The sequence below is a fragment of the Bradyrhizobium sp. SZCCT0153 genome, assembly GCF_018129995.1.
In the GTDB taxonomy this organism is placed as follows: domain Bacteria; phylum Pseudomonadota; class Alphaproteobacteria; order Rhizobiales; family Xanthobacteraceae; genus Bradyrhizobium; species Bradyrhizobium japonicum_G.
In genome coordinates this window covers 1446033-1467017 of sequence record NZ_JAFCKS010000001.1, presented here as the reverse complement: position 1 = coordinate 1467017, position 20985 = coordinate 1446033, and the positions used below count along the sequence as shown (strand labels likewise).

Annotated in this window: 17 protein-coding genes; 4 read left to right on the top strand and 13 right to left on the bottom strand. The window is 63.7% G+C overall.

Going from position 1 to position 20985, the window contains the following annotated elements; translation table 11 throughout:
- Window positions 1–263: 263 nt before the first annotated feature.
- On the bottom strand, window positions 264–428 hold the full coding sequence (locus tag JQ572_RS07080; protein ID WP_063201121.1) for a Flp family type IVb pilin: 165 nt from the start codon (window positions 426–428) through the stop codon (window positions 264–266).
- 314 nt (window positions 429–742) lie between these two features.
- Between JQ572_RS07080 and JQ572_RS07075 the strand changes: the two genes are divergently transcribed.
- A complete protein-coding gene (locus JQ572_RS07075) occupies window positions 743–2233 on the top strand; it encodes a hypothetical protein (protein WP_211382221.1) in 1491 nt (496 codons plus the stop codon).
- Between the two features lie 186 nt (window positions 2234–2419).
- Complete coding sequence (locus JQ572_RS07070) at window positions 2420–2752, top strand: hypothetical protein (protein WP_211382220.1); 333 nt, start codon at window positions 2420–2422, stop codon at window positions 2750–2752.
- Between the two features lie 164 nt (window positions 2753–2916).
- Here JQ572_RS07070 and JQ572_RS07065 read toward each other — a convergent pair whose 3' ends face one another.
- Window positions 2917–3942 carry a methyltransferase gene (locus tag JQ572_RS07065; RefSeq protein ID WP_211382219.1) on the bottom strand — a complete coding sequence of 342 codons (1026 nt, stop codon included), beginning with the start codon at window positions 3940–3942 and terminating at the stop codon, window positions 2917–2919.
- Between the two features lie 267 nt (window positions 3943–4209).
- Between JQ572_RS07065 and JQ572_RS07060 the strand changes: the two genes are divergently transcribed.
- Together JQ572_RS07060 and JQ572_RS07055 are read left to right on the top strand one after the other, a co-directional pair.
- On the top strand, window positions 4210–5274 hold the full coding sequence (locus JQ572_RS07060; protein WP_211382218.1) for a SphA family protein: 1065 nt from the start codon (window positions 4210–4212) through the stop codon (window positions 5272–5274).
- Window positions 5275–5803: 529 nt separating this feature from the next.
- Window positions 5804–6910 (top strand): MBL fold metallo-hydrolase, encoded by a 1107-nt coding sequence (locus JQ572_RS07055; protein ID WP_211382217.1) that lies wholly within the window; start codon window positions 5804–5806, stop codon window positions 6908–6910.
- A 313-nt stretch (window positions 6911–7223) separates the two neighbouring features.
- Here the strand turns inward: JQ572_RS07055 and ftsH are convergent, their stop codons facing one another.
- From ftsH to JQ572_RS07000, 11 genes are all read right to left on the bottom strand, one after another.
- Window positions 7224–9146, bottom strand: coding sequence for an ATP-dependent zinc metalloprotease FtsH (gene ftsH, locus JQ572_RS07050; protein ID WP_211382216.1), 1923 nt, complete (start codon window positions 9144–9146; stop codon window positions 7224–7226).
- Between the two features lie 290 nt (window positions 9147–9436).
- On the bottom strand, window positions 9437–10510 hold the full coding sequence (gene tilS, locus JQ572_RS07045; RefSeq protein WP_211382215.1) for a tRNA lysidine(34) synthetase TilS: 1074 nt from the start codon (window positions 10508–10510) through the stop codon (window positions 9437–9439).
- Between the two features lie 82 nt (window positions 10511–10592).
- Window positions 10593–11642 carry a tol-pal system protein YbgF gene (gene ybgF / locus JQ572_RS07040; RefSeq protein ID WP_211382214.1) on the bottom strand — a complete coding sequence of 350 codons (1050 nt, stop codon included), beginning with the start codon at window positions 11640–11642 and terminating at the stop codon, window positions 10593–10595.
- Window positions 11643–11849: 207 nt separating this feature from the next.
- Window positions 11850–12338, bottom strand: coding sequence for a peptidoglycan-associated lipoprotein Pal (gene pal, locus JQ572_RS07035; RefSeq protein ID WP_211382213.1), 489 nt, complete (start codon window positions 12336–12338; stop codon window positions 11850–11852).
- Between the two features lie 293 nt (window positions 12339–12631).
- Complete coding sequence (locus JQ572_RS07030) at window positions 12632–13369, bottom strand: N-acyl amino acid synthase FeeM domain-containing protein (protein WP_211382212.1); 738 nt, start codon at window positions 13367–13369, stop codon at window positions 12632–12634.
- A gap of 191 nt (window positions 13370–13560) precedes the next feature.
- The gene (locus JQ572_RS07025; RefSeq protein WP_211382211.1) at window positions 13561–15891 is read right to left on the bottom strand and encodes a putative bifunctional diguanylate cyclase/phosphodiesterase; all 2331 of its coding nucleotides are present in this window, start codon (window positions 15889–15891) and stop codon (window positions 13561–13563) included.
- Between the two features lie 239 nt (window positions 15892–16130).
- On the bottom strand, window positions 16131–17480 hold the full coding sequence (gene tolB, locus JQ572_RS07020; RefSeq protein WP_211382433.1) for a Tol-Pal system beta propeller repeat protein TolB: 1350 nt from the start codon (window positions 17478–17480) through the stop codon (window positions 16131–16133).
- Between the two features lie 41 nt (window positions 17481–17521).
- Window positions 17522–18478, bottom strand: coding sequence for a protein TolA (locus JQ572_RS07015; RefSeq protein ID WP_211382210.1), 957 nt, complete (start codon window positions 18476–18478; stop codon window positions 17522–17524).
- A gap of 3 nt (window positions 18479–18481) precedes the next feature.
- Window positions 18482–18931: a protein TolR gene (tolR, locus tag JQ572_RS07010; RefSeq protein WP_211382209.1), complete on the bottom strand. Its 450-nt coding sequence runs from the start codon at window positions 18929–18931 to the stop codon at window positions 18482–18484.
- Between the two features lie 43 nt (window positions 18932–18974).
- Window positions 18975–19691 carry a protein TolQ gene (gene tolQ / locus JQ572_RS07005; protein ID WP_018641591.1) on the bottom strand — a complete coding sequence of 239 codons (717 nt, stop codon included), beginning with the start codon at window positions 19689–19691 and terminating at the stop codon, window positions 18975–18977.
- Window positions 19692–19992: 301 nt separating this feature from the next.
- Window positions 19993–20760 carry a serine acetyltransferase domain-containing protein gene (locus JQ572_RS07000; protein WP_211382208.1) on the bottom strand — a complete coding sequence of 256 codons (768 nt, stop codon included), beginning with the start codon at window positions 20758–20760 and terminating at the stop codon, window positions 19993–19995.
- Between the last annotated feature and the right edge of the window lie 225 nt (window positions 20761–20985).

The window sequence follows — 20985 nt, the reverse complement described above, 5'->3', positions numbered from 1 at the left end:
CACGAAATCAGGCGTTAACTCGCGCGGCCCTTGCGCGGGCGCGAGGGCTTCGCCGCGTCCTCCAGGCCAAATCGGTTCAGGACGGAGATTTGCCGAGACCCATGCGGCGTAGCGGACCATGGCCACGCGGCGACGACGAGCGCTCACACGGTCGATGTCACATTGCGGGAAGCTCGCGCGGTCGTCCGGCTCGCAAACTCTCCGCACAAAAGAAGAGAGCCCCGTCCAGGACGGGGCTCTCTCAATTCCCGGTTCGTCCGGCCTTACTTGAGGCTGGTCGAGATCGAGGTGAACTTGGTGTTCAGCGTGGTGCCGAGGTTGTTGACGACGGTGATGATCGCCAGCGCGATGCCGGCGGCGATCAGGCCGTATTCAATGGCGGTGGCGCCGGATTCGTCCTTCATGAAACGCGAAACGAGGTTCTTCATAGACTGCTCCCAAAGAGTACACGAGGCTACAACTGGTCTGGTCATTCCGGCTTCCCAGCGCCGCCCGACCATGGAACCGAACGTAGTGACAAAGAATTGCGCCGCAGTTAATTCGACTGCGTAAACACAGAGCGGATTGCACGTATTCGCCGATGGTAAACCGAAATCTAAAACAACCGGTTAAATGATCCGGACATGAAGCCGGCCCGCCAGACGGATTTACCCGAAGTTATGTCCGCCGTGCTCCACTGCCGACGAACCCGGCAAGAACTACGGCAAGAACAACGGCAAGAATAACGGAACGACGAGGCGGCATGTCCCTTTCCTTTGCCAACAGCATCGCGATGCAAAGCCGCGCGAGAGCCCTGGTGCCTCTATGCGTCGGAGCGGGCACCTATCTGTTCTTCCTTTATGTCGGCGACACGCTGCTGCAGGACTCCGACTCGTTCTGGCAGATCAAGATCGGGCAATGGATCCTCGATCACGGCGCCATGCCGTACACGGACATCTATTCCTTCACGCGGCCGGGCGCGCCGTGGATTTCGACGTCGTGGCTCTCGCAGGCCATGTTCGCGTTTTCCTACGCGCAATGGGACTGGGCGGGTCCCGTCATCCTCACCGCGATGGGCGCCGCGCTCACGGCCGCGATCTTCGTCTATCTGCTCGACGCGCAGATCGAGGCGCCGCGCGCCGTGCTGTTTGCGATGCTGGCGCTGCTGCTGTCGCAGCATCACGTCCTGGCGCGTCCGCACATCCTGGCGCTGCCGGTCATGGTGGCGTGGGTCGGCCTGCTGATGGCGGCCGCCGATCGCAGGCGCGCGCCGTCCTGGACCTGGCTGCCGCTGATGGCGCTGTGGGCGAATTTGCACGGCGGCTTCGTGCTTGGCCTCGCCCTGATCGGCCCGATCTCGCTCGAAGCGGTCGAGCATGCAGAGAAGGGTCGGCGGCTTTCGCTGTTCCTTCGCTGGGTTCTGTTCGGCATCGGCGCACTGGCCGCGAGCTGCTGCACGCCTTACGGCTGGCGCACGCTGCTGGGCGCGACCAACATCCTCAGCCTCGGCGAGCTGCTCTCGCTGATCTTCGAATGGATGCCGGCCAACTTCGCCACCTTCAGCTCGTTCGAAGGCGCCCTGCTCGGCCTGATCGCATTCGGCTATTATCGCGGCCTCGTGCTCTCGGCACCCAGGATCTTCCTGATCCTGTTCCTGACCTGGAGCGCACTGACCCATGTCAGGAGCATCGAGGCCTTCGCCTTCCTGGTGCCGCTGGTTCTGGCAAAACCGCTCGGCCAGCTGGCCTCGCGCCCGCAGCCGGACGCAACCGGTGCCGACCGCTGGCCGGCCCGCTATGTCACCGCGCTCGGCGCGCTGATGATCGTGGCCGCAAGCTGGACCTCGACCTCGCTCTACATGAGGCACCACCGCTTCGCCTTCACGATGGCGCAGACGCCGGCCGCGGCGGTCGATCTGCTCGAACAACGCAAGGTCCAGCGCGTCTTCAACGCCTATCAGTTCGGCGGCTATCTGATCTCGCGCGGCATCCCTGTCTACGTAGACGGCCGCGCCGAGCTCTACGGCGAGAAATTCGTCATGGACTTCTTCAAGGCGACGGAGGGCAAGCAGCCCGAGCTGCTTCCGCGCCTGCTCGACGAATACAAGATCGATGCGACGCTATTGGTTGCCGACGCGCCGGGCCCGCAGATCCTCGACCAGCTCAAGGGCTGGAAGCGGATCTATGCCGACGACATCGCGGTGATCCATGTGCGGGAGAATGCGGACGGCGCGGTGGCGACGACCCCGAAGTGAGGACGAAAGCTCCGGGCAGATGTCCGCTTTCAAATGTGAGGCGGACTTGAGCAGGCACGCCGAGCATTTCGCCAGTTGACCCGTAGCAGACTTTTTTCGACTTTCACTTCGTACGGGGTTAACGCAACCCGGTTATTAGAGCGACCACACTCCGAACGGATCGCGTTCTTGCGAGGAAGTGAATCAATGAAACGCATTTTTACGTTTCTCATATTCGGACCGCTGCTTCTGGGCGGCGTAATCGAGTTCATGTTTGGATCGACAAGTGCACTCGGTTGGTTGGTCGGACTTCCGTTCTTGAGTGTTTTGGTCACGTTTCCAAGTGCGGTTGTCGATTACTTTCTGGAAGGGCGGCGCTGGCAGCTTGCTCTCGTCACGGCGTCCGGCGTTGTTGGATCGTCTCTGGCGGGTTTGTCGTCCCAAAGCCATTTGCTTTTGACTGCCATTGCTGGAGGTATCTCGATGGCGTTCTGTTCTTGGATGACCAACCAGAGCTGGTCCCCGGAACACAGGGCGTGATCGGGGTCGCCTCCCTAGGGTTCACTTCCGCTTCTGGCCCTTCGGCGAAGTGGCAGCATCGCTCCACGAGGTCCGCTTGTTGAGGCATGGCGGACAAGATTTGCTCAGGTTGAGTTCTTCGCATTTTGACCCGAAGCGGCCCCAGCAGCCAATATCGCTCGCGCCTAAGCGATCACGGCCTCCACGATGCTCGCAGCCGAATTGGTCGGCACGACCCGGGTTAGTCGGAAACCTCCCTTGCTCAAGAGTGACGCGTATTCGACTTCGGTTCGCTCCTGACCTCCCATACTGACGAGCATGGTCATGTCGAGCATCTTCCCTGGATGCGGGATGTCGCCGATGGGCAGTACCATTTCAACGAGGAGCAGACGCCCGACCGAATTCATTGCCTTGCGGACATTGCCGAGGATAGTCAGACACTGATCCTCATTCCAGTCGTGGATGATGTGCGAAAGGACGTAGGCGTCGGCGCCCGCGGGGACGCCCTTGAAGAAATCGCCAGGCTCAATCATCACTCTGTCGCTCACGCCTCTGGCTTTGAGCAAATTTGGTGCATCGGTCACAACGTGCGGCCGGTCGAACAAAATGCCGCGCGGCCCGGCATGTTGAGAGAGGACAGCCGCCAGCATGTTGCCGGTCGCGCCGCCGACGTCCACAATGGTCCTGAAGACCGAGAAGTCATAAGCCGTGGCAACCGCAGCAGGCTCCTGATGATGGATGCCGACCATCATCTCGCTGAATAGCGATGCTTCCTCGGGATGATGAGCAAGGTAGTCGAAAAACGCGACGCCCTGCGCCTTTTCAAACCCGGGCCGTCCCGTTTCAATGGAATAGACAACGTGGTCCCAACCACTTTGAGACGACGGGTTGCCGGAAAAAATTACGGATGCTCGTGCCGAGCCGGGCGCGCCGGTTTTCAGCGCCTCACCCAATGCGGTGAGGGCAAAGCGTTGTCCTGTGCGCTCGGTCAGAATGCCCAGGCTCGCCAGGGCACGCATCAGCCTGTGCAATGAAGGCGCATGTACGTGCAACAGTCCGGCAAGTTGTGCAGCGGTCTTCGGTCCGGAGGCGAGTTGATCTGCCACCCCCAACTTGGCCGCCGCGTAGACGGTTCTCGCGACGACGTGGGCACGACCCATTTGAATTAATTGAATGTGCGGCGGAGGTTCGTCCGGCCCGGTAACTGCCATAACAACTCCCCTCAAAGACGAGCAACATACAAGACAATCCAGGAGCGGGCTACTTCAGCCAATGGCCCCATCTCCGATGTGCTCATCAGAGGTGAAGCTCTCTTGGCGCAGGTAATGAGGTGCGCGATTGCGCCTCTTACAGCGGAGACTTGTGACATTAATGCGCCACAGCGGATGTCCTTTGGACCTATCGGACCGCCGGCATTGCCTTGCGACGCCAAATCATGCGGGAATAACCGGCAATAGGGACGAAGACTTGGAGGACGAATGCAACGCGCCGGTTCTAGATCACAAGGTGCATGGCTGACAGCCTGTCTCGTTAGCGCTGGCCTTCTTGCCGCCTCCGTTGAAAGCGCCAGGGCCGATGAAAACGGCATTTCGTTCTGGCTTCCGGGTCAGTTTGGCAGCCTCGCGGCCTTGCCGATGACACCGGGTTGGTCGCTAGGCACGGTTTATTACCACACCTCCGTCGCAGGCTCGGGTGGTGTCGCTGCATCGCGGGAAATCACGGTCGGCAAACTTCCGGCGACGGTCAATGTCAACCTGAACGCAAGCCTCAATGCGCAAGCCGACATTCTGATCCTGGCGCCGACCTATACGTTCGCCACGCCAGTGCTGGGTGGACAATTGGCCGTGGGTCTCACCGGCACATTCGCGCGAAGCGCAGTCGGCATCGATGGAACGCTGACCACCAACGTCGGCCCGTTCGGCACGACGCGGACCGGCAGTCTTTCGGACACACTTGTGTCGGTCGGCGATCTCTATCCAGTGATGTCGCTGAAGTGGCACAACGGCGTTCACAACTGGATGACCTATGCGACCGGCGACATTCCCGTCGGAGACTACCAACCGACCCGTCTGGCCAACACCGGCATCGGTCACGGCGCCATCGATGGCGGCGGCGGCTACACGTATCTCGATCCCGCTACCGGGCAGGAATTCTCGGGCGTCGCCGGGTTCACCTACAATTTCAAGAACCCAGACACGCAGTACCAGAGCGGCGTCGATTTCCATTTCGACTGGGGCGTATCGAAGTTTCTTTCCAAGCACGCGTTCGTGGGCTTCGTCGGATATGCCTATCAGCAGGTCACCGACGATTCCGGTCAGCACCCTATTCTCGGGTCATTCCGCTCGCGCGTGTTGGGCGTAGGTCCGCAATTCGGCTACCTGTTTCCGGTCGGAGACATGCAGGGCTATCTGAACGTGAAAGCCTATGGGGAATTTGACGCGGCGAACCGGCCGTCGGGCTGGAATACCTGGCTGACGTTCTCCATCTCACCTGCGCCGCCGACGAGCACGGTCACGCCGACTCGCCACATGGTGACGAAATAAGGATCGATCTACCTTGTTCGACGACGCCGGGTAGGAAGCAGCGACGTTGAGTTCATGGGGCGCGTGCTGCCGCTTGCAGCATCTGGCTGCGATTCAAACGCATCGATTTCCTTGAGTTATCTCAACATTAGCCCGAGGCAGTCCTCTTATAGATGGTCCAAGCGGACGGCTCGCGCCGCGTCCGGACTTACGAGAAGAGATCGTGCCCAAATTTTCCTTATCTGTTGTGGCATTCAGTTTGTTGGCTACGCTGGCGACGGAATCTGCCGCCCAAACATTGCCTGCCGATATTCCTCTCGGAATCGTTTGCTACAGCCAAAAGTCCCAGACCTGGACGGTGGGGTACCTAAATACGATCAACGGAAATGGTACCGCGACCTATCGGGCCTGCACACGGCGACCTTGAATGCAGATCACGTGTTGGAGCCACCCAAGGATCGCGCGACTGTGCTCGATTGCTACGGCAAATCGTTGATCAGCTCCGGACCATGGGGCGTCTCATTCCTTTGCAGCGCATGCCTGCAAGCCAATGACATTGCCGCTGACATTGGTGTCGGGCAGAGAGAGGATCATAATGCGCAAGCTGTTATCCGCGATGGCATTCCTGTTCATGGCAACGGCCGTCGCCGCGACAGGTGCGCAGGCCGCGCCCTGCATGGTCGTCACATTGACCGGCACCAGCGGTCCGCCGCCCTACAACGACCTCGCCGGGCCCGGGACGTTCGTGCGGTACGGTGACGACACAAACGACTGCAGGTCCGTGCTGATGCAGTTCGACGCCGGCCGCGGAACGCTCATGAGACTGGCGCAAATCGGCGTCCAGGCCGCGCAGCTCAACGGCGTCTTCTTCACACACATCCACTCGGACCATACGGAGGGATTCTCCGATATCGTGCAGATGCGCTGGTTCTTCGGCGTCCCTCAAGGCCCGAAGCTCGACGTCGTCTGCAGCACCGACGAGAAATCGCAGCTTGGATTCACCGTGAGTTGCAGCAAATTTGTCGCCCATATCGACGACGCCTATGAGCAGTCAGGTGAGACCGCCTACCGGGCCGCCGAAATGAAGGGCCTCGTCGACGCAGCCGGTCCGGTTGCGGGGATGAAGGTTGTCACCTTCGATCCAAAGGACGACGCACAAGTCGTTTGGACGTCAGGTGACGTGAAGGTCAGCGCGATCCGGACGACGCACATCCCGGGTTCTGCAGCCTATCGCGTCGACACGCCGGCCGGCAGCGTGGTGATTGGCGGGGACGCATCCAACGACGTGCAGGCTCCGCCGCGCAAGACCTCGACGTCGGATCAGGTCGAGAAGCTGGCCAAGGGTGCCGATATCATCGTGCATACGACCATCCACCCCGTGCTTTCGCCGGAAAGAGGCAGTGGAGCGCCGCCTCCGGTCTACTATCGCCAGAGCAATGCGACCGATCTCGGTGCCATGGCTCAACACGACGGGGTGAAGTACCTCATGCTCACCCATCTCGCGCCGTCACTCGGTGCTCCTACTCAGGGGACCGTGAAGGTCCCCGGTGGCCCGTTGACGGAGCAGGACTACCGGAAAGCCGCCGAGGACGGCGGCTACACCGGCAACATCATCGTGGGCACCGATCTCGCCAGCGTGAGGCTGCCAGCGAAATGAGGAGCACGACACCTAGGTCGCCTATTGGCCCTTAGCTGAGCCACGTTGAGCCCGTTATGTTGTCTGCTATCGTCGGAACAGCGGCCGAGAGATGGCGGGGACGGCGCCTGGGCGCCTTTGCCCACGCTACTTTATCTTCCGTCATTGCGAGCGTAGCGAAGCAATCCAGAATCCTGCCGCGGTGACAGTCTGGATTGCATCGCTACGCTCGCAATGACGAGGCGCCGAAAGTGTCCACACTCGTAACTCGTCATCGACAATAAAAAAACGCGGCGTTTCCGCCGCGTTTTTCAATTTCATCTGCCGCTTGCGATTACGCCTGCGGCTGCGGCTCCAGGCCGGGATCCGGATCGGGCCGCGGGCGCGACTTGCCGGCCGGGGGCACGGCGGAGGCGCGCGGCGTGGTCGGCTCGAGCACGGATTCACGGTTCGGCTTCTTGCCCTTGAGCAGATCGACGATCTCGTCGCCGGACAGCGTCTCGAACTCGAGCAGGCCCTTGGCGAGCGCTTCGAGGTCGGCGCGCTTCTCGGTGAGAATGCGCGTCGCTTCGTTGTAGCCTTCTTCGACGAAGCGCCGGATCTCGGTGTCGATCTTCTGAACCGTCGCTTCCGACGCGTTCTGGGTGCGCGACACCGACATGCCGAGGAAAACCTCGTCCTGGTTTTCGCCATAGGAGACGGTGCCGAGCGCCTCGGACAGGCCCCAGCGCGTCACCATCATCCGGGCCAGGCGCGTCGCCTGCTCGATGTCGGAGGACGCACCGGAGGTCACCTTCTCGCGCCCGAAGATCAGCTCTTCGGCGACACGGCCGCCCATCATGATGGCGAGCCGCGAGGTCATCTGCTCCAGCGACATCGACAGCTTGTCGCGCTCAGGCAGCTGCATGACCATGCCCAGCGCGCGGCCGCGCGGAATGATGGTCGCCTTGTGGATCGGGTCGGTCGCGACGACGTTGAGGCCGACGATGGCGTGGCCGCCCTCGTGATAGGCCGTCAGCAGCTTCTCTTCCTCGGTCATGACGAGCGACTTGCGCTCGGCGCCCATCATCACCTTGTCCTTGGCCTCTTCGAACTCGGCCTGCGTCACCATTCGCTTGTTGCGGCGGGCGGCGGTCAGCGCGGCCTCGTTGACGAGGTTCATCAGGTCGGCGCCGGAGAAGCCCGGGGTGCCGCGCGCGATGGTCTTGAGGTTGATATCGGGGGCCAGCGGCACCTTGCGGACGTGAACCTTGAGGATCTGCTCGCGGCCGACGACGTCCGGATTGGGCACCACGACCTGGCGGTCGAAGCGGCCGGGACGCAGCAGCGCGGGATCGAGCACGTCGGGACGGTTGGTCGCGGCGATCAGGATCACGCCCTCGTTCGCTTCGAAGCCGTCCATCTCGACCAGCAGCTGGTTCAGCGTCTGCTCGCGCTCGTCATTGCCGCCGCCGAGACCGGCGCCACGGTGACGACCGACCGCATCGATTTCGTCGATGAAGATGATGCAGGGCGCGTTCTTCTTGGCCTGCTCGAACATATCGCGCACACGAGAGGCGCCGACGCCGACAAACATCTCGACGAAGTCCGAACCGGAAATGGTGAAGAACGGCACGTTGGCTTCGCCCGCGACCGCACGCGCGATCAGGGTCTTGCCCGTGCCGGGAGGGCCGACCAGCAGAACGCCGCGCGGAATGCGGCCGCCGAGGCGCTGGAATTTGCCGGGGTCGCGGAGGAATTCGACGATCTCCTGCAGGTCCTGCTTGGCCTCGTCGACGCCGGCGACGTCCTCGAAGGTGACGCGGCCATGCGCTTCGGTGAGCATCTTGGCGCGCGACTTGCCGAAGCCCATCGCCTTGCCGGCGCCGCCCTGCATCTGCCGCGACAGGAATATCCAGACGCCGATCAGCGCGATGAAGGGCAGCCAGGAGACCAGCAGCGAGACGAACCACGGCACGTTGTCGCCGGGCGGCTTCGCGGTGATCTGCACCTTGCTGTCATAGAGGCGCTTCACCAGCGTCGGGTCGCTCGGCGCATAGGTCTGGAAGCTCGAGCCGTTCGTGAAGGTGCCGTGGATGTCCGGCCCCTGGATCACGACGTCGCGCACGTTGCCGCGGTCAACTTCGCTCAGGAGCTGGGAGAAGGCGATGTCCTGCGAGGAGGCGCGCTGACCCGGATTCTGGAAGAGCGTGAACAACGCCAACAGCAGCAAGACAATGATGACCCAGAGGGCGAAATTGCGCAGATTGGCGTTCATCGATCTTCCTTCGTGGTCGCGCGGATCGCGGCCTGATCCTTGGGCGGTTAGCTAGTTGGGGCAGTACGAGGAAATCCCAAGGAATCCTCTCGGTTGGACGCATACAATTTAGGTGCCGCCCCGGTCGCTGCCAAGGGAACGAGATGGGACTATTTATCCCATCTTAGAGCGATTCCCGCTGAAATAATGGCGGCGTGACAGGGGTTTTTCCTGCCTGGTTAAGGTGGCCTGACGGCGCGCCACCGAAACGGCCGGTGCCATGATCCGCGCTCGGCTCCCGTGATCCGCGCTCAGCGCCCCTTGGGCCGCCGGGCCGGCGCCGGCGCGACGTGGATACGCCCCCCGGCAAGGCTGATCAAGGCTCCCGCGAGGGTCTGCCGCAGCACCGGCCGGCCATTTGCGGCCGCGGGCCCCGCAGCCATGGCCTGGTCGAGCGCGGCCATCAGGGTTTCGACCTTGCCCAGTTCCGCCGGCCCTTCATGGCCGAGCGCATTGACCGCCCGCAGCAGGAGCCGCAGCCGGACCTCCTCCGGCAGGGCGGCAAACGCTTGGGCTTCGAAAAAGATTTGGGCCTCGAAGCTTCGAACGCCCGCCTGCGGCGCATCGCCGCGCGCCCGGAGTTGAAGGAAGCGCTCGGCGCCATCGACCATCAGTTCGACCGCCGCATTGGCGCGCGCCAGCCTGCCTGCGAGCCGGGCCAGCGTGCGGGCGTCGCCGCCCTCCGCCGCAAGCTGCGGCAGCAGCGCGCGCAGCCGCGGCCGGGTGAAGGCGGTGTCGCGGTTGGTGGGATCATCGGCAAACCCGATCTTCGCCCGCTGCAGGGTCGCGACCAGCTGCGACTTCGGGACATCGAGCAGCGGACGCGCAAGGACGACGCCGTCGCGCTCGGTGAGGCGGGCCATCGCCGACAGTCCGGCAAGTCCGCTGCCGCGGACAAGACGCATCAACAGGGTCTCGGCCTGGTCGTCGCGGGTATGGGCGGTCAGCACATGGCTCGCGCCGGCCTTGCGCGCAGCCTGCGCGAGCAGGCGGTAGCGGGCCTCGCGCGCGGCCGCAGGCAATCCCGTCTCCGGCTTTGCGCCACGCCAGCGCAGGGTCCGGTGGGTCAGGCCGAGCCCGGTCGCCAGATGCTTGACCTCGCGCGCCTCGCGCGCCGCTTCCGGCCGCAGGCCGTGATCGACGGTGACGACGGTGAGATGCGGACCGCGCGCAAGGCCGCGCCGCCAGCGCGCCGCGAGCCACATCAGGGCAACGGAGTCAGGCCCGCCGGAGACCGCGAGCACCAGTGCCGGCGCGCCTTTGAGCTCGGCGAACAGCTGCTTCGCCGCGCGCGCCGAGATCGGTGAATTGTCGTCGTCTGACATGACGCGGCCCTGACGGTCGCAAGCGGATGCTGCAATGTTTAGCGCAGCGCCGTCAGCATTGTCAGGACTTAAACGCTACGCGTCAGCACTTCACCCGCTTCTGCTCGCGGTCCACGGCCGCTTTGACGCCGGCGGAGGCGCGCGGATATTTGCGGCCGATTTCGCCGAAGGCGGCGCAGGCGGCCTCCTTCTCCTTCAGCGCGGCCAGCGACTGGCCGAGCCGCAGCAGGGCATCCGGGGCCTTGGCGGACTTGTCGTATTTGGTGGTGACGGCGAGGAAGGCTTCCGCGGAGTCGCGGTATTGCTGGCGCTGGAAATAGCTCTCGCCGAGCCAGTATTGCGCGTCGCCAAGCAGCGGATCGTTCGGAAATTTCTGCGAAAAGTTCTTCATGGTCTGCTCGGCGAGCGCGTAGTCCTTGCGCTGCATGTAGCCGATGCCGAGGTCGAACTCGTCGCGCGGCGTGGCCGAGGGCGGCAGGGTCGCAAGGCCCGTGCCGCCTGATGGCGCGGGATTGCCCTGTTGGGCCGGCGGATAAGCGGGCTGCGCGGGGGCCGCTGCCTGCGGATAGCGGCCGCCATTGTTGGAGAGATCGAGCGGCTCGCCGTAGCCGCGCCCGCCGGGCGCGGCTGCCTGACCACCACCCGCCGCGATCGGCTGCTGCCCGCCGCCGAGCGCGCGCGGCGCACCCGGGGCACCGGGATTCTGGTTCGGGTCAAACGCATCGCCGCGGCGACGACTGCCGGGCGCGCCGGGCGCAGGCGGCTCCTGAACGATCGGCGCGGGCGAGGCGATCTGCGGCTGCTCGTAATTCGGCTGGGCCGGTTGCTGTTGCGGCGGCTGCTGGCGATAGGCCGGCGCGGCCTGCGCGGGCGGCATGGCCGCGACGTTGGGCTGGCCCTGTCCGGGCGCAGCCTGCGCGCCGCCCTCGAGCGCCCGCAGCCGCTCCTCGAGCTGGCGGTTGCGGTATTGCAGCTCCTCGTTCTGGCCGGTGAGCTGGCGCAGCTGGTTCTCCAGCCGCTCGATCCGCATCTCGGGGTCGGCATCATCCGATTGCGCGAAGACGGGCGAGCCGAAAGAGAGCAGCGCGGCGATCGCCACGGTGCCGGTAATTGCCTTGAATCTGGATGACATCTTGCCCTGACGACGAAAGCGAAATGGCCTGCGACGGATCATTCGACGCGCCACACATTGAAGTGGAGTACGCCAAAAATGTGACTGGAACAAAGGGGTTTCTGTCACAGATCGCTGAAACGAAACCGGCGCCCGAGAGGGGCGCCGGCATATTCGGTTTCTGAAGATGAACGGCGCCTGACCAATCGCCAGGGACCTGACTGAGCGTCAGGAGCTCGCGTTCAGCACGGTGACGGCACGGCGGTTCTGCGACCAGCAGGAGATGTCGTTACAGACGGCCACCGGCCGCTCCTTGCCGTAGGAGATCGTGCGCATGCGGTTCGGGTCGATGCCGCGCGAGGCGAGGAACGAGCGCACCGACTGGGCTCTGCGGGCGCCGAGCGCGATGTTGTATTCGCGGGTGCCGCGTTCGTCGGCATGGCCTTCGATGGTGAAGCTGTAGCGCGGGTAGCTCTGCAGCCACTGGGCCTGCTTCTCCAGGGTCACGATCGCCTGCGGGGTCAGATCGGTCTGGTCGCTTTCGAAGAACACGCGGTCACCCACGTTGACGACGAAATCCTGCTGGCTTCCGGGCGTCGCCGCATTGGCCATCGCATCCGTGGCAGAGTTCTTGTTGGCGCAGGCGCCCATCGACAGCGCGACGGCAAGCACCGCGACCAGCTTCAATCCCTGGAGGATACGCATAGGATGTTTCATTCCGGAGCCTCCACGCTCACGTTCAGTCCACTGCTGTCCGGTCTACAGGGGGTTGGTTAAGCGAACGTTCCGTCAACCTTGACGGAACCTTGCCTCAGCCGGTCAAATGCCCCCAACCAGCGAAAAGCAACCGTCATGGTTAATGGGTTGTAAATGTGGCGCGAGGGTGAAGGCAAGCCGCGCCGGCCGGCAAAAACGCTGGATCCTGCCGGAATTTTGGGCCCCGAGGATATGTCAGGCGACCGGGGCCCCCCGCCGAAAGGCGGCGGCCTCGGAACATGCCCAGCCCGCCCTCAGGCGTGAGCGGCGTCCGCCACCAGCACCGGCTGCGGGACGGGCCGCTGCGGGACCTCGCGCTGGCCGCCGCGCCCGAACAGCATCCGCCGCTCGAAGGCGGTGGACCGCATGATCGGATAGCGCTCGAACACTTTCTTGCGGAAGGTCGGGAAGTCCGCCGCCATCAGCCCGAACGGCTTGGTCAGTCCCGGAACCAGCCGGGGCTCGGCGATGGTCTCGTGCAGGAACACCCGCCGGTAGAAGGCCTGATGCTCGGGACGCACGATCGCAAGGCCCAGATCGGCATTGAAATGCTCGCAGGCCATGTAGGCGAGGCGCGTCGTCAAATAGGGCAGTTCCGGAACCCGCTTGACCTGGTCGGGATCGGCGACGAAGCGCGTCGGATCGATCATGACCTCGCCGCGGTCGAGCCGTGGCAGCAGAATATCGGGAAAGACGTCGGCCGAGGTGGACTCGCGCCATTCCGAGGTCAGCACGCTGATGCGCACCGAGCTGCAGAGCTCGCCGTGGAGATAGACACCGAAGGTCCACGCGTTCGGCAGCTCGTCATAGCGGTCGGTGACCCGTGCGTCCGCCGACTCCCTGACGGCGCCTTCGCGCAGATAGGCGCGGTAGCGGAGATTGTAGATCTCCTCCTTCTCGGCAAACGTCTCTGCGAGATGATAGTCGACGTCGGTGAGGAGTTCCGCCCCTCGTCCAACAGCCGAAATGACCGCTCTGGCTGAGGACTGCATTCCAACTCCTTACTCACCGTTCACGACGTGCTGCCCAAGGCAACTCCTGCGGGACAACCTGCGCGCGCGTGATCATTTATTAACAGCTCCTTAACAAGTATGCAAAGCAATCGAAGGGTTAGGGTTAATCACCCGTAGGACTACGGTGCCCGGCAACAGACTGAAACGACAGGAAATTCAGCGAAGCGGCGTCAGGCGAAGGAGCGCGTGCCGACGACCTGGAGCAGGCCGTCGCCGCGCCGTCCATAGGAGGCGTTGAGGAGCTGGCGCATCCGCACGGCGGGCACCGGACGGCTGAACAGATAGCCTTGCGCCTCGGAGACGGTGCCGTCGGCGCTGATCAGCTCGAGCTGCTCGTTGGTCTCGATGCCCTCGACCACGACCGACATGCCGAGATCGGCGGACAGCCGCGCCACGCCGCGCAGCAGCGTCAGCGGCCGGTCGGTGTCGATGCCTTCGAGGAAGGAGCGGTCGATCTTCACCTTCTGCATCGGGAAATTGTGCAGATAGCTGAGGCTCGAATAGCCGGTGCCGAAATCGTCGAGCGAAATGCGCACGCCGAGCGCATGCAGTTGCGACAGGATGTCGTGCGTGAGCTGGGTGTTGCGCAGCAGCGAGGATTCGGTGATCTCGATCTCGAGCCGGTGCGCCGGAAGCCCCGAGACCTCCAGCGCGTAGCGGATTTCGCTCAGGACGTCGCGCTGGTGGAATTGCTGCGGCGAGAAGTTGACGGCGACGCTGACGCCGTCCGGCCATTTCATGCATTCCATGCAGGCGCGGCGCAGGATCCAGCGGCCGAGATCGACGATCAGGCCCATGTCCTCGGCGACCGGGATGATGTCGACCGGCGAGACCGTGCCGCGCACCGGATGATTCCAGCGCAGCAGTGCCTCGCAAGTGGTGATCTTGCCGGACTTCAGATTGACCAGCGGCTGGTAGAACAGCTCGAACTCCTCGTTGGCCAGCGCCTTGCGCAGATCGAGCTCGAGAATGCGGCGCGCCTCGACGGTCGCCGCCATCTCGTCGCGGAAGAAGCAGAAGGTGCCGCGGCCGTCGGCCTTGGCGCGGTACAGCGCCATGTCGGCGTTCTTGAGCAGCGTATCGGCGCTGACGCCGTCCGGCGCGGTCAGCGCGATGCCGACGCTGGCGCCGATCTCGACCAGGTGATTGTCGATGCGGTAGCGCTCGCTGAGCCGCTCGACGATGCGGCGCGCCAGCGCGGCGGCGTCCTCGGGCGACGCGATGTTCTGCTGGAACACGACGAATTCGTCGCCGCCGAAGCGCGCGACGAAATCCTCGGGACGCAGCATCTCGCGCAGCCGGTTGGCGACCGCACACAGGAGCTGGTCGCCGCAGGGATGGCCGAGCGTGTCGTTGACCTGCTTGAACTGGTCGAGGTCGATGAACAGCAGCGCCGAGAGGCGTTCCGAATTGTGCGAAATCGCCAGCAGCCGTTCGATCTCGTCGCGGAAGCTGACGCGGTTGGGCAGCGCCGTCAGCTCGTCGTAACGGGCAAGATGGCTGATGCGGGCTTCCGCGTTGGTGCGTTCGGTGATGTCTTCCAGCAGCAGCACGGTGCCGCCGCCGGCCATCGGCTGGAACGTCCAGGCCAGCGTGCGGCCGCGCGAGGGGTCCGGGTCGGCGGTGACGATCTCGCAGATCCGCGCGTGTTCGATCTCGGCCATGATCTGGTTGCCGCTGTCCGCCGAGATCGACCGCGCGGCGACGCAGGCCGACACGATGTCGGCGGCGGTGGCGCCGCGCTTGACCAGATCTTCAGGCAAGGCCATCAGCTCGCCGAAGCGATGGTTCATCACCGCAAGGCGGCTGTCGGCGCGAAACATGCACAGGCCATGAGGCATGTTGTTGAGCGCGGTGTCGAACTGGCTCGCCAGCGCGGATTCCCGGAAGCTCGAGGTCAGCGCCTTGACGAAGATCGCATGCAGGCCGAGGTTGATGTTCTTCAGCGCGATGAAGAACAGCCCGAGCAGGATCGCGAGCCCGATATAGTAGAACCCGCCATGCAGCATCAAGGCGAGCGACATCGGACCGCAGGCCAGCGCGACGTGCCACTGGATCACCCGGGGCTGGCCGTAATTGCGGGCGGCGCCGCCGGCGGTGTAGCCGACCGTGACGGAGACGCAGAGCATGTTCGCGACCGCGTCGTCGTTGTTGAAGATGACGACGAAACACCACAGGCCGATGATGCCGGCATAGACGAGCGCGCCGAACCAATAGCGCGGCTCCAGATGCTTGGCCTCTGCAAACGTCAGGGCCGGGATCCGGTTTTCGTAGCGCCGCATCTGAAACGCGCGCGCAGTGCCGATGGCGATGATGAGAAACGCGATCGGCCACAGCAGGACGTCGCCGGTCTTCAAGGCAGTCATGACCGCAGCCACGGCGGTGCAGGCCGATCCGAGGAAGATCGCCCAGAAATTCTGCACCATGGAGTTGACGAGAGCGGCGTAGAGTATCGGCTCCAGCTCGTCTCGATCGCTCTGCTTCTGGTCGGCCAGCTGCATCGGCTTGCTACGCGTCCTGTTTAGCGCGTACTTTTACCCAAGCCAGATGAAGCCTTTCTGAGGGAACATCGTTAAGGTCGGGTTGTTTTTCGGCAATAGCGAACCCATTTCTGCTGATATATCAAGCAGCTAGGCAAGCCTTGCCGGGCACAAGGTGAAGGAAACCTTGCATTCTCCGCCGAACGCGAAAAAATCGGCGCGTTTTTTCGGAAACATCGCGTGTCTGGAGACGCGATGTCTTAGCCGCCCTGTGTCGAGGACAACAGCGGCGACCATGCCGGGTCGGAGGCGAAGCCCGGCGTCGGCACCTTCAGCTCGTTGCGGCCCGAGATGTCGACGGAGAACAGCGACGGCCCGCCGCTGCCGCCGGGATCGCGGAAGAACATCAGCACGCGGCCGTTCGGCGAAAACGTCGGGCCTTCGTTGTGAAAGCCGGAGGTGAGCAGCCGTTCGCCGGAGCCGTCCGGCTTCATGACGCCGATCGAGAACTGTCCGCCGCCCTGCCTGGTGAAGGCGATGTAGTCGCCGCGCGGCGACCATACCGGCGTCGAATAGGTGGCGTTGGTGTCGTCCTTGGAGAAGGAAATGCGCTGCGCAGCTCCGCCGCCCGCCGCCATCACATAGATCTGCGACCTGCCGCCGCGATCGGACTCGAAGCAGATGCGGGTGCCGTCCGGCGAGTAGGACGGAGATGTGTCGATCGCCGGCGTATCGGTGAGGCGCGTGGTCGAGCGCGAGCGCAAATCCATCACGAACAAATTGGAATTGCCGCCCTGCTGCAAACTCATGATGACGCGCTGGCCGTCCGGCGAGAAGCGCGGCGCAAAGGTCATGCCCGGGAAATTGCCGACGATCTCGCGCTGGCCGGTCTCGATGTTGAAGAGATACACCTTCGGATCGCCCTGGCCGAACTCCATGTAGGTGATCTCTTGCGAGTTCGGCGAGAAGCGCGGCGTCAGCACGAGGTCGGCGCCGCGAGTCAGATAGCGCACATTGGCGCCGTCCTGGTCCATCATCGCGAGCCGCTTGACGCGGCGCTCCTTCGGCCCGGACTCGTCGACGAACACCACGCGGCTGTCGAAATAGCCCTTCTCGCCGGTCAGCTTCTCATAGATCTGATCGGAGATGATGTGGGCGATGCGGCGCCAATATTCCGGCGAGGTGAAATATTGCTGGCCGGCGAGCTGCTGGCCGGTGACCACGTCCCACAGGCGGAATTCGGCCTTGAGGCGGCCGTCCGGCTGCCGCGTCATGCGGCCGGTGACCAGGGCCTGCGCGTTGAGGGTCTTCCAGTTCTCGAATTGCGGCGCGACGTCGATGTTGCTGATGCGCTCGATGAAGGCGGCCTGGTCGACGGGGGCAAACAAACCCGAGCGCTTCAGATTGTTGGTGATGACCTGCGTGACGCCGTTGCCGACGTCGCCGTCGGCGGGTGAGCCCGGCACGAAGTTGGTGATCGCGATCGGAATCGGCCGAAACTCCGTGGGATCGATGCGGAGCCGCCCCTGCGGCTGCTGGGCGAAGGCCTGTCCGCCCCCCAGCATCGCGAGCGTCGATCCGGTCAGGGTCATGAAGCGGCGGCGGTTCATCGATCGAACGTCATTCATCGCAAAATTCTTTTGTTCGGATGTCACAACATGTCTTTCAGGCCGAAAGTCATCGGAATGAGCTTCCAGCTCTCGTATTGCTGCTTCGGCAGGAACGAATAGACCTGACACTGCACGATGGCGCGCTTGGCGCTCTCGGCCACAGCCTGGGCGATCGAGCGCGACGGCCCTCTCACCGCGACGACGACCGGCTCGGACGCGAGCGATCCGTCGATCTTCATGGGAATGTCGATGTCGGCCTCGTACTGATCGGCGTCCTGGCCGTTATAGGTCGGCGTGAAGCAGCGCTTCACCGCGCCCTGGAACGCACCCCGCCAGGTCGCGACGTTGTTGGCGGCCGTTCCGATCGTCGATCCCAGCGAGGCCGACGCATTCAGCGTCGAGCCGGCGAGCTCGTGCCGGGTCGCGGCGCGCTTGTCGAGGTCACGCTGGATCTGCGCGGGATCGAAGCTGCGCTCCTTGGGCTTCGGCTGCTGCTGCGGCTGCACCGCCGCGACCTTCTGCTCCGGCTTGGGCGGCGGCTTCTTGGTTTCGAGCTTTTTCTGCAGTTCGGCGATCGGATCTTCCTTGGCCGGATCAGGCTTCTTTTCCGGCGGCTTCGGCTCTTCCTTCGGCTTGGCTTCCGCCACGGGCTTGGGCGGCTCGGGCTTCTTCTCGACCGGCTTCTCGACCGGTTTTGGCGGCGGCTCGGGCGTCGAGTTGGTCTTGATCAGCTCTTTCTTCTCGGTGACCTTGCCGACGGCGTCTTCCTCGGGCTTGGCCTCCGCGATCTTCTCGACCTTGGGCTTCGGCTCTTTCTTGTCGCCGGTCTTCTGCCCCGACATCATCTGCGCGAGCTGGTCGGTGGAGATGATGTCGATCGGCAGCGACTCTTCCGCCGGCACGAATGCCCTGCTGCTAAAGGTGACGAGCCCCCATCCCAGCACGAGGACGTGGAGGGCAATCGACGCAACGAGTGTCTTGTCGACCTTCACCTTCACCGCTTACCCCTGATCCGCTTCCGTAACGAGGGCGAGCTTCTTGAATCCCGCGCCGGACAACAGGCCCATGACCTTGGCCACCGTGCCGTAATCCGCCTTCTTGTCGGCACGCAGATAAATGCGCTCCTCGAGCCCGCCGCGCGCGTCGGTGATCGCCTTCAGCTTCGGGATCAGCTCGTTGATCGCGATCTCGGCATCGTTGATGAACACCTTGCCCTTGATATCGACCGACATCTGGATCGGCTTCTGGTCGTTGTTTTCGAGGCTCTTGGCCTGGGTCTGCGGCAGGTCGAGCGGCACTCCGACCGTCAACATCGGCGCCGACACCATGAAGATGATGAGCAGCACCAGCATCACGTCGACCATCGGCGTGACGTTGATCTCGGCCACGACCGGCTTGCGCCGGCCACGGCGCCCGCCGCCTCCGGACGAACTCGCGACGTTCATGCCCATGGTCTGGTGCCCAAATTGCCCTTCACACTATACATGCCGTCCGTCAGCCCCGCTCGTCGATCTGGCGCGACAGGATGGCTGAAAATTCATCGGCGAAACCTTCGAGCCGCTGGGCCTGCCGGTTCACCTCGGACGTGAACTTATTGTAGAAAATAGTGGCAGGAATGGCGGCGATAAGGCCGACGGCGGTCGCAAACAGCGCCTCGGCGATACCGGGGGCCACCACCGCCAGAGAGGTATTTTTCGACGCTGCGATCGACTGGAAGCTCGACATGATGCCCCAGACCGTGCCGAACAGGCCGACGAAGGGGCCGGCGGAGCCGACAGTGGCGAGCACCAGCAGACGCCGCTCCAGCCGCTCGACCTCCCGCGCGATCGAGACGTTCATCACCTTGTCGATGCGCATCTGAAGGCCTGCGACCGAGCGCGCATGGCTCTCGAACGAACGCTTCCACTCGCGCATCGCCGCGACGAAGCAGGCCGCCATCGAATGCGTCGGCTTGGCCGAGAGCGTACGATAGAGTTCCTCGATCGACTCGCCGGACCAGAACGCCTGCTCGAAGCGGTCCATCGAACGCCGGGTGCGGGCGAACAGAAAGATCTTGTCGATGGCGATCGCCCAGACCCAGACCGAGCAGGACAGAAGTCCCAGCATCACCGCTTTCACGATCCAGTGAGCCTGCCAGAACAGCGCGATCAGCGACACGTCCGCGGAAGCGGCAACCGGAAGGGCTGACTGAGCCACGTCGGCCGGATTCATAAGCGGTATCCTCTCAAGGCGATCGTACCTCATGTCCCGGCCAGCAAATGGCCGCCGGTTCCCCAACAGCCGCGCTACAAACCGGCGTGGCCGGCAAGCCCGCTCAAAGCCTTGTCTTTCTGGGGTGCAGGGCTCGTCCAAAGCCGGCCGCCTGCATTCCCTGCCAAGATGTCAAAACTATGGGCCTTGACCGCAGCTTTGGGCGCGATTGTCCGCAATTACCAGAGCCCGGCGATAGTTAATGCGGGGTTACCGCGGGCGAATTTGGCTGGCGGAAAGGTAGGCAACGCAGGGAGTTGGGTCACTGCGCCGGGGCGGGCTCGGGGCAATTGGTTAGCCGCGCGGGAATACCGACCGCGGTGCAGCCGGCCGGCACGTCCGATGCCACGACCGTGCCGGCACCGATCTTGGCGAAATCGCCGATGCTGATATCGCCGAGAATGGCCGCACCGGCGCCGATATAGACGCCGCGGCCGATGCGGGGCGAGCGCGCCGGCATTTCGCTGCTGCGGCCGATGCTGACATTCTGGAGGACGGTGGTCCCCTCGCCGATGACCACGTTCGCGCCGATCACGATACCCGTGGCGTGGTCGAGATAGACCGACGCGCCGATGCTGGCGGCGGGATGAATGCTGACCTGCAGCAAATTTGAAGACTCGTTCTGAAACAGCAGGGCGGCATCGACATGGCCGCGGTGCCAGAGCCAGTTCGAGACGCGCCAGGCTTGCAGCGCGACATAACCCTTGAAATGCAACAGTGGCGGCAACAGCTCGGCGATGGCGGGATCGTTGATCGCGATCGCCTGCAAATCGCGGCCGGCTGTCTCGATCAGGTCCGGCGAGTCGCTGAAGGCATCGAGGGCGAAGGCCGTGAAGCGCGCTCGCTCCGCTGCAGAGCCGCCTAGTCTGCGCCCGATCAGATCGGCCAGTGCGGCAGCAAAATCGTCATGGACGAGGACTGTATCGGCGAGGGATCTGCCAAAGACAGGATCGGCCGCGATCGCACGTTGTGCCTCACCGCGAATCTCCTGCCAGAGACTCTCGTTCGCCGAGGTCGCAACCGCCGTCATCGCCGCCTCTTTCTTCTCGCGTCTCGAATATAGGCCGGGGGCCGTCCGCGCGCCACGCCGCGCCGGCGGCACGATTGGTACCCCCGAGCAACATGCCGCAGCCCCTCCGTGAAGCTACGAGCTTGCATGCCAGGCAGCCGGGACCATATAGTCCGGCGAACTTCAGGCCAGCTCTGCTTCGGCCGGGGATGTCCAGGCAAAACATCTCGTTCAAGCCCCCGCGAT